We start from the raw sequence: 7,997 nt of genomic DNA, 5'->3' as shown, positions 1-7,997 counted from the left end.
CGCCACCGCCGCCGCCGCCGCCGCCGCCGTTGTCGTCGTCATCATCGTCATCGTCATCGTCATCGTCGTCATCATCATCGTCGCCGTCGTCGCCGTCATCACCGTCGTCACCGTCGTCACCGTCGTCGCCACTATCGCCGTCGCTTCCGGTGCCTTCGTCGTCGCCGTCATTGTCACTGCCGGCCAGCACAGCCGCGATAAGCGACGTCGTCAGCGGTGGGCATTGTGCCAACTCGTCAGCCGACATGATGCTGCTGCGATTGAGCGCGATGCAGCACATTTCATAGTTGCTCTGGGAGAGTGGCTGGCATTGCGCGGCCGCCATACGCGGCCGAACATTGCTCTGGGCTGATGCGGGGAAAACAAAGCTGACTGCCGCAAGGGCCGAGGAAACCAGCAGAATCGTCTTGATCCTGCGTACGCAGGTTGGGTACGTCGTCATTTCTTCCTCCTAAGGGAAAAAATGCGCCCGTCCCCAAACTGGCGCTATGATCACGCGTTCCGATCTTCGGAAACACTTTGTTAATCATACAACCTTTTGAAATCGGTGCAAAGCCCGCCCGCATGGGTTGATTCATCTAGCTCTAATATGCTGTCTGCTAGTACCCATTGAGAGGGGGACAGCAGGTGAAAAAATTCGCGGCGATCTTTGCGATCGCCTTGATTTCCGCTGGCTGCAGCCAGTCAACCACTCCCGGTTCAAGCATGAGCACTGCCGGCTACGCCTTTGCGCCGCCGGCGGCAAACACCTTTTGCGCTAGACAACCCGGACTATGCAGCTCCGCCGGCAAGACCAAGACCATGTCTCTCACGGAGGCACGAATGAACGACCTCAAGAAGGTCAACGCCGCGGTCAACCAGCGCATCAAGCAGCGCGAGGACATCGCCACCACGGGACGCAACGACGACTGGCGACTGCCGACATCGGTAGGGGATTGCGAAGACATCGCCATCCTCAAGAAGAACGAGTTGCGCAAGCTCGGCTGGCCGGCCTCGACCCTGCTGCTGACAGTCGCCACCTATGGCGGCACCGGACACACGGTGTTGACGGTACGCACCGACAGCGGCGATCTCATTCTGGATAATCGCACCGGCGCCATCAGGAACTGGAAGAGCACGCCCTATCGCTATTTTGCGCGGCAGTCTCAGTCCGAAAGCGGCAGGTGGACGCGCATCGGCGCCTGAGCATTTCGACGAATACGACCACGACGTTCAATGCGGAAACGCGTTGTCCTCGACGATCTTCCAGATCTGCCGGTTGATATCCCTGATCGCCTCGATCGAGGCCGAGATGCGGTGCATCTCGTTGTCGTCGAGTTCTTCGTTCTTGCCGTAGCGGACGGTATCCTTGCTGTCGAAGATGCGCATCAGCTGGGTGCTGGCGCGCGTACCTGTCTCGTCGAACGAATAGATGCAATGGCTGTATTTGTTGCGCAGATTGCCCTGGTGGGTCAACTGATCGGCGACCGAAAGCACAGCATCGCGGCAGGCCTGTGGGGTCTTCGCCATCTTGGCGAGCCGCTCGACGAGATCGAGCCGCGCACGCGTCGTGTTCAACGTCAGGAAGATGATGATCGCCGTTTCCTTGTCGACCTTGGCAAGACCGGCGATCAGTGGAGCGCACCCCGTTTTGACCGGACATTCGGCATAGCCGATAAGGCATAGGCAAGCGCGGCGTTAGTCCTAGCCATGCGGCGAACTCCCGTCCCGAGGCCAACATTGAGGATCGGCAATGCTCGCCGACATGGCCGATGCGGTCATGACGCCGAAGCCGGGGATGGTCTCTAGCCGACGGCTCGTCTCGTCGGCTAGATGCCAGCGGGCGATCTCCACCTCGAGCCGTTTGATCCGCCCGGCCAGATCTTCCAGCGCTGTCACCAGCGGGGCGAGCGCGATCAGCATGAGGTCGGGAATGGAGTGGCTCTCCATCGCGCCATTGGCCGGGTTCAGCCTCATGACAACGTTTGCTGCACGCGAGACGCTACCACGTCACTCGTGCGTCGTTCTCCCTCACTCTCCCGCCGTTTGAGAAAGACTGCTACTGCTTCGGTGCGGTTGTGTACGCTGAGCTTGGTAATGATGTTGTGCAGGTGGCTATTGACCCTGCGCTCGGAAAGCCCGCGCGCCGCTGCAATGAGCTTGTTCTGCAGGCCACGGGCAACCATGGCCAGAGTCAGCAATTCGTCTTTCGTCAACTCGCTGAAATAGGCGGTGGCCTCGTCCTGAGCGACCTGCTGCTTTGGTGCAGGAGCTTCGAGTTTGACGATAGGCTCGGCATTCCCAGCGCGCCGCCGCTCGACGATCGGCTCGAATAGGGACCGTGGAAAATACTCGCCGCCCTGCAAAACCAGGAGCAACGCTGCCAACCAAACGTCGAGCTTGAGGTTCATCGGCAGGACGCCACGCACATTGCGTGCTATGAGCACTTCGCGGATCGATACTTCCTGCCTGCGGTCTTCCTGGATCAGCACTATCTGCGCTAACGGATGCAGGAGAGAGAGCAGCTCGGACTGGAATGCGATCTCCGCCAGTTGGTTGGCCTCGACCAGGATCAGCGACACAGGGGCATCAAAGCCCACGCAGGCGTCCGCCAGCGTCGGCACCTGATCGACGGTGATCCAGTGAAACTCGCGTTCGATCGCAAAGATCAGGCTCTCCGAGATGAAATCCGCCGTAGCAACGATCAGTAACGTCCTGCAGGTTCTTTGCGCGGAGCCGTCCGATCCGTTGGCGCGGCCTGCGCTGGGACTAGCCACTCGGTACATGAGGTCTCCCACCGAATACAGGTGCTGCTTGTTAAAGAACATTATTTGGTGATCGTACACTGCCTGTTTACGGCACGGTATAAGCAAAATTAGCTATCGGATGCTGTGATCTAGTCCCTCCGGTAGTATGCGAAGTCTAGGAGTGAACCCCGTTTCGCCGAGCAACCGGCGGCTGGAATGATGCGCTAAGACGATGAATTCTCGGGGCGTTTGAACTTCAGCGCTTAGTGTGGAGCGCGCAGCACCTTCGAACCCGGCCGACAGAATGGCCTGGACGGTTTCTGACAGGTTGTGGGTCTAGGCTTGGTCGCGTTTGAGGACTGACGCCGGGCCTAAAGGAAACGAACGCTGTGGTGATCAGGCGACATAGCTCGCTCTATCGAGCGTTTGGGGACATTTTTGCCCACACGGTGCGCTGCTTGAGACAGAAATGTCGATTCATTTGACGGCATTAGCTAGATCATCTCGCGAGCTCTAGCTCGCTAAATTGCTCAAACAGCCTAGCGCTAACTGTTGGCTTACAATTTCACGGCCACGGCCACAGACTTTGTTGGTTCCGCCACCATGGGCATGGCGTATCCGGGGCTTCAAAATTGAACATCCAATGCCGTTTAGAAACGGCATGACGTTCACGTCATTGTGAAGACTCCGAACCCCGCCCGCACAACAAGGGAGGTATCGGCCAGTCAATAACGATGCGGGATCAATGGCCACCAGTCCCCTCGGCCTGACGATCCAGCCAATTCCATCTTCAGTAGTGGAAAATAGACACAGCCCGCGTGACCCCAAGACCGTGTGAAAGATGAGAACGGTCCAGCGATCGCGGTCCTAACCAAGGACAAGACGATGTCTGATCGTAACAGCAACAATCTCAACGCGTTTGGCCTGCAGTTCATCGGCAACGAAATTGAACTGGGCGGCGACAGCGAGAACGAAAACAAGAACGAAAACGAGAACAAGAACGAATCCGAAAACGAGAATAAGAACGAAAACGAGAACAAGTCCGAGAACGAGAACGAAAATAAGAACGAGTCGGAAAACAAGAACGAGAACGAATCCAAGAACGAGAACGAGAACAAGTCCGAGAACGAAAACGAGAACAAGAACGAGTCCAAGAACGAGAACACCAACGAAAACAAGAACGAGACCAAGGTTGAAGTCGACGTCGACGTCGATGTCGAGCTCGACGGCCGTCTCGGCGACTACAAGGAAGACAACGATTTCGCCGACATCGACGGCAACATCAAGGGTGACGTCCTCTTCAGCAAGGACGGCGACGTCAATTACGATCCAGGCGACGACATCAACTTCAAGGACATCCTGAACGGCTCGCTGACCGGCGCCAACAGCAACGGCTTCGTCATCAACCAGACCGCCGACATGGTCGATAACGACAAGCTCGAAGAAGCCACCGTCAAGAACGACGGCGACTTCAAGCAAGAGTTCGACGCCAAGGGCGGCAGCGCCTCTGCTGAAGAAGGCATCAATGCCGACGGCGGCGGTGGCGGCGGCGGCGACGCCAAGGCCGGCGAAGCCGATGGCGGCGACGGCGGCGACGCCAAGGGCGGCGAAGCTGACGGCGGCAAGGGCGAAGGCGGCGACGCCGATAGCGACGCCGACGGCGGCGACGCCAAGGGCGACACCAAGGCCGATGGCGGCGACAGCAAGGGCGGCAGCGCCGACACCGACGCTGACGGCGGCAAGGGCGACGGCGGCAGGGGTGGCGACGGCGGCACCGGCCTCGGGCTCGGTCTCGGTCTCGGCCTCGGAGCTGGACTTGGCCTCGGCGCGGGCGACGGTGACTCGGGCGATGCCAAGGGCGATGGCGGCAATGCCAAGGCCGACAGCGGCGACGCCGATGCCGACTCCGGCAAGGCTGATGCTGGCAACGGTGGCGACATCGACGACACCGAAGGCGGCGACGCCAAGGGCGACGGCGGCGACGGCATCGACGCATTCGTGCCAATCCTTCCGATCCTGAACTTCGGTGAAGGTGGCGATGCCAAGGGCGACGGCGGCAATGCCGATGCCGACAGCGGACGCGGCGGCGACGCCGACTCCGGCAACGCTGACGCTGACAGCGGCGACGCCAAGGCTAATGCTGGCGATGCCAATGGCGATACCGGCGATGCTCTCGGCTTCGGCCTCGGCGCCGGCGTCGGTTACGGCGAAGGTGAAGGCGAAGGCGAAGGCAATGGCGGCGGCGGCGGCGGCGGCGGCGCAGGCACCGGTGGATCCGCAACGGCCGGCGCAGCAACTGGCGGCGCAAGCACCAGCGGTGGCGCATGGGCCTACGGCGACGGCGACGGCGGCAGCGCGCTGAGCGGTGCCTGGGCCGACGGCACCGGCGGAAACGCAACTGGCGGCGCAGCCTGGGCTGGCGGCGGCGGCGGCGGCGGCACGGTCGGCGCAGCGACTGGCGGAGCCGGTGGCGCGGGTGGCGCAGGCGGCAGCTGGGGATCGAGCAACGGCGACGACGGCTACGTCACTGGCGAAAGCAACGCCAGCGCCGACGCCATCATCGACACCAGTGCCTTCAACCAGCAGATCGTGATGGGTGCCAACCTGCAAGGCAATACGGTCGACATGACCGTCGTGGGTGGCAACTTCACCGAGACGCTGACAGGCGAAGACGACAACGCCTGATCGTCTGAAGCTGGTCGAATGATTTGCGACCAACAGCCAAACGAAACGGACTGCGCGGAGTTCTCCGCGCAGTCCTCAAATGCGACCGGCGGGAGCGCCTAGGCGCTGCCGTTCCGTTCGCAAAGGGCGGAGGCTAGGCAGATGAATTCCGTTTATTTGGACAAGGTCTCTGAAGCGATAGCCCATTTCGTCGGGCTGTTTGAGACGAACGTCGAGGAAGCGCGACAGAAGCAGGCCTACGATGGGTTCAGAGCGACCCAAAAGGCCGAAGAGCAGCTTCCGGATCCGCAAACCGTCGCCATCAAGGTCGACGCGTCCCACACCCTCAAGGATTTCGATCCGAATGTGCCGTATCTGGGGCTGAGGCCCGAGATCGAGCAGATCACGGTCTGGTCGAAGGTTGCTTTCGCCGCTCCTGACATACCGGTCCCCGACGGACCATTCCTCCACAATTTCACCCGCCTTCCCGACGGCACGACGGTCGGGTCGGGCGGCGTCGTCCTGCCTCAGATCGAGCCGCCAGGCGATTTGGCCGCCATCATCAATCAGGAAATCCGACTGTCCGACGACGACTATGTCGGTTTCGGCGGCAGCGGACTGAAGTTTACGCCGGCAGCGCTGGACAATAGCTCGCTGGACGAGTTGCAACAGGCCGCAGCCGACCTGTCGCCGATCGACGACCTGACACTACCAGGCACGACCGAAGACATGGCCACCTTCGTGACGACTGCCTCAGTGCGGCTCAACGCCTTCAGTGCCGACGGTCATGGCAATGCCGACGTTTTCACCACAAAGGGCGAAACCCTGGAAGGCACCTATCTCAACGGCCAGTTGGTCGACGAGGCCGACGTCCCCAAGATGGAGGACTACGTCAATTTCCTGAAGGATCAGGACGACGATGAGGAAGAAGCAGGGCCGGATGGCCCGCTCGACATCGACACTCCTCCTGATTCCAGCGATTTCATGGACGGATGGGGCGACGGCACGGTGAACCCGAGCGTCGAGATCACCACGGGCGGCAACACCGTCATCAACAACGCCGTGGTGGTCAACGAGTGGGTCACGGCAGAGGTCATGGCCGTCATGGGCGACCATATCTCGCTCAACGCGATCGTCCAGATCAACGGCACGTGCGATGTCGACAGCGTCGGCTCGGCGGTCGGCGGCTGGCCGTTCGATCCTGGTGGCGAAAACCAGAGCTTCAACATCGCGATGTTCAAGCACATCGACCCCTCCGCCGACAGCGGCGGCGAGGCCGCGCCTCCCCCTGCCGGTTTTCCGGCCTACTACGTGGTCACCGAAATTTCGGGCGACCTCATCATGATGAATTGGATCGAGCAGTATGCATTTGTCATGGACAATGACATTGTCATCGCCTCGTCATCCGGCGTGCAGTCGGTCGTTTCGACCGGCGACAACACCGCGTTCAACGGCCTTAGCCTGTACGAGTTGGGCAACTACTACGACCTCATCATTGTCGGCGGCAACGTCTACGATGCCAGCATCATCAGCCAGCTCAACCTGTTGATTGACAACGACATGATCGGTGCCGTCGACGGCTTCGAAACGACTGGTCAAGGCTCCGCCTCGACGGGCGGCAACCTGCTGTGGAACCAGGCGAGCATCATCAATGTCGGTGCTGGCACCACCGAGCCGTTGCCCGATGGCTACGACACGGCGGCAGGCGATCTCGCGGCGGGCAACAAGGAATTGCCGACTTCAATTCTTCAGGACGCCGCATTCGCCGGCATCGGCATACTGCGCGTGCTCTACATCTCCGGCGATATCTACAATCTGCAGTACATCAAGCAGACAACCGTGATGGGCGACAGCGACCAGGTTGCGCTTGCCATGAACCAGATGGTCGCCAACCCCGACGCGGAATGGACGATCACGACCGGCGGCAACCAGCTGGTCAACGACGCGACGATCGTCGACGTCGACGGCGCTTCCAAGATTTACGTCGGCGGCGACGCCTATTCCGACGAGATCCTGATCCAGGCCAACCTCGTCTCGAGCGAACCGGACCTGGGTGGGCAGGACCCCGACATACTCGTCAACGAAGCCGTCGCTTTCCTCGATGACGGCAGTGGCGACGACACCGGCGACGCTGCCCAAGGCAACAACATCACACCGCAAGCCGCAGATTCCGGATCGTCCGACGTCATGCAGCATATGCTGGGGTAAGCAGTTTTAGAGGGGCTCAGGATGAACGACGACCGCGATCAAGGCTGGAGTGCCTTTCAGAACGTACCGGACGACGGCGACAGCCAGGACAGTTCGCCGGCGCGTCCGCGTTCGCCCGAAATCAAGCCCGTCCCGCAAGCGAGATTGTCGCATGCCGTAGCTCCCCAGGAGCAGGCACTCGACCGGCTTGAGCGATACATCGATAACGTCGTCGGTGAACTGCACGACGCTGCCAGTGACACGCCTGCTGCATCGGTAGAGCGCGTATCGACCAGCGCTCCGGCTCCAAATCCTGCATCTCCCGCGGCCGCCTCAACGGCGCATGCGCAACAACCATCCGGAAGGCCGACTGAGCCTTCGATCATACCTCCGGAGCGGAACGCTACGGCTCAACGCCCC

The 7,997-nt window shown here is 60.8% G+C and carries 7 protein-coding genes; 3 read left to right on the top strand and 4 right to left on the bottom strand.

The features are described from left to right. A partial coding sequence (locus tag J1C56_RS05200; protein ID WP_214386584.1) for a hypothetical protein occupies nucleotides 1-442 on the bottom strand: 442 nt, incomplete at its 3' end. A gap of 185 nt (nucleotides 443-627) precedes the next feature. Between J1C56_RS05200 and J1C56_RS05195 the strand changes: the two genes are divergently transcribed. Continuing rightward, nucleotides 628-1,185 (top strand): transglutaminase-like cysteine peptidase, encoded by a 558-nt coding sequence (locus J1C56_RS05195; protein ID WP_420797359.1) that lies wholly within the window; start codon nucleotides 628-630, stop codon nucleotides 1,183-1,185. Nucleotides 1,186-1,212: 27 nt separating this feature from the next. On the opposite strand, the gene J1C56_RS05190 is transcribed toward J1C56_RS05195, so the two are convergent. From J1C56_RS05190 to J1C56_RS05180, 3 genes are read right to left on the bottom strand one after another with little or no spacing between them, the layout of a single operon-like run. Next, nucleotides 1,213-1,656, bottom strand: coding sequence for a hypothetical protein (locus J1C56_RS05190; RefSeq protein WP_214386715.1), 444 nt, complete (start codon nucleotides 1,654-1,656; stop codon nucleotides 1,213-1,215). A gap of 27 nt (nucleotides 1,657-1,683) precedes the next feature. Then, nucleotides 1,684-1,956 (bottom strand): hypothetical protein, encoded by a 273-nt coding sequence (locus J1C56_RS33595; RefSeq protein WP_214386580.1) that lies wholly within the window; start codon nucleotides 1,954-1,956, stop codon nucleotides 1,684-1,686. Next, on the bottom strand, nucleotides 1,953-2,807 hold the full coding sequence (locus tag J1C56_RS05180) for a helix-turn-helix transcriptional regulator (RefSeq protein ID WP_246591126.1): 855 nt from the start codon (nucleotides 2,805-2,807) through the stop codon (nucleotides 1,953-1,955). The genes J1C56_RS33595 and J1C56_RS05180 overlap by 4 nt, the downstream gene beginning before the upstream one ends. An 804-nt stretch (nucleotides 2,808-3,611) precedes the next feature. On the opposite strand from J1C56_RS05180, the gene J1C56_RS05175 reads away from it, so the two are divergent. Continuing rightward, nucleotides 3,612-5,411, top strand: a complete 1,800-nt coding sequence (locus J1C56_RS05175) for a hypothetical protein (protein WP_214386578.1) — start codon at nucleotides 3,612-3,614, stop codon at nucleotides 5,409-5,411. A gap of 141 nt (nucleotides 5,412-5,552) precedes the next feature. Continuing rightward, nucleotides 5,553-7,598 (top strand): type I secretion protein, encoded by a 2,046-nt coding sequence (locus tag J1C56_RS05170; RefSeq protein ID WP_214386576.1) that lies wholly within the window; start codon nucleotides 5,553-5,555, stop codon nucleotides 7,596-7,598. The last annotated feature ends 399 nt before the right edge of the window (nucleotides 7,599-7,997 follow it).

This window comes from Aminobacter anthyllidis (assembly GCF_018555685.1).
GTDB classification, from domain to species: Bacteria; Pseudomonadota; Alphaproteobacteria; order Rhizobiales; family Rhizobiaceae; genus Aminobacter; species Aminobacter anthyllidis.
This window is presented reverse-complemented; position numbering and strand designations above follow the sequence as displayed.

Bases quoted from the DNA above. Each gene is read 5' to 3' on its own strand.
- J1C56_RS33595 (WP_214386580.1), bottom strand. From the start codon at position 1,956: ATGAGGCTGAACCCGGCCAATGGCGCGATGGAGAGCCACTCCATTCCC.
- J1C56_RS05180 (WP_246591126.1), bottom strand. From the start codon at position 2,807: ATGTTCTTTAACAAGCAGCACCTGTATTCGGTGGGAGACCTCATGTAC.
- J1C56_RS05175 (WP_214386578.1), top strand. From the start codon at position 3,612: ATGTCTGATCGTAACAGCAACAATCTCAACGCGTTTGGCCTGCAGTTC.
- J1C56_RS05170 (WP_214386576.1), top strand. From the start codon at position 5,553: ATGAATTCCGTTTATTTGGACAAGGTCTCTGAAGCGATAGCCCATTTC.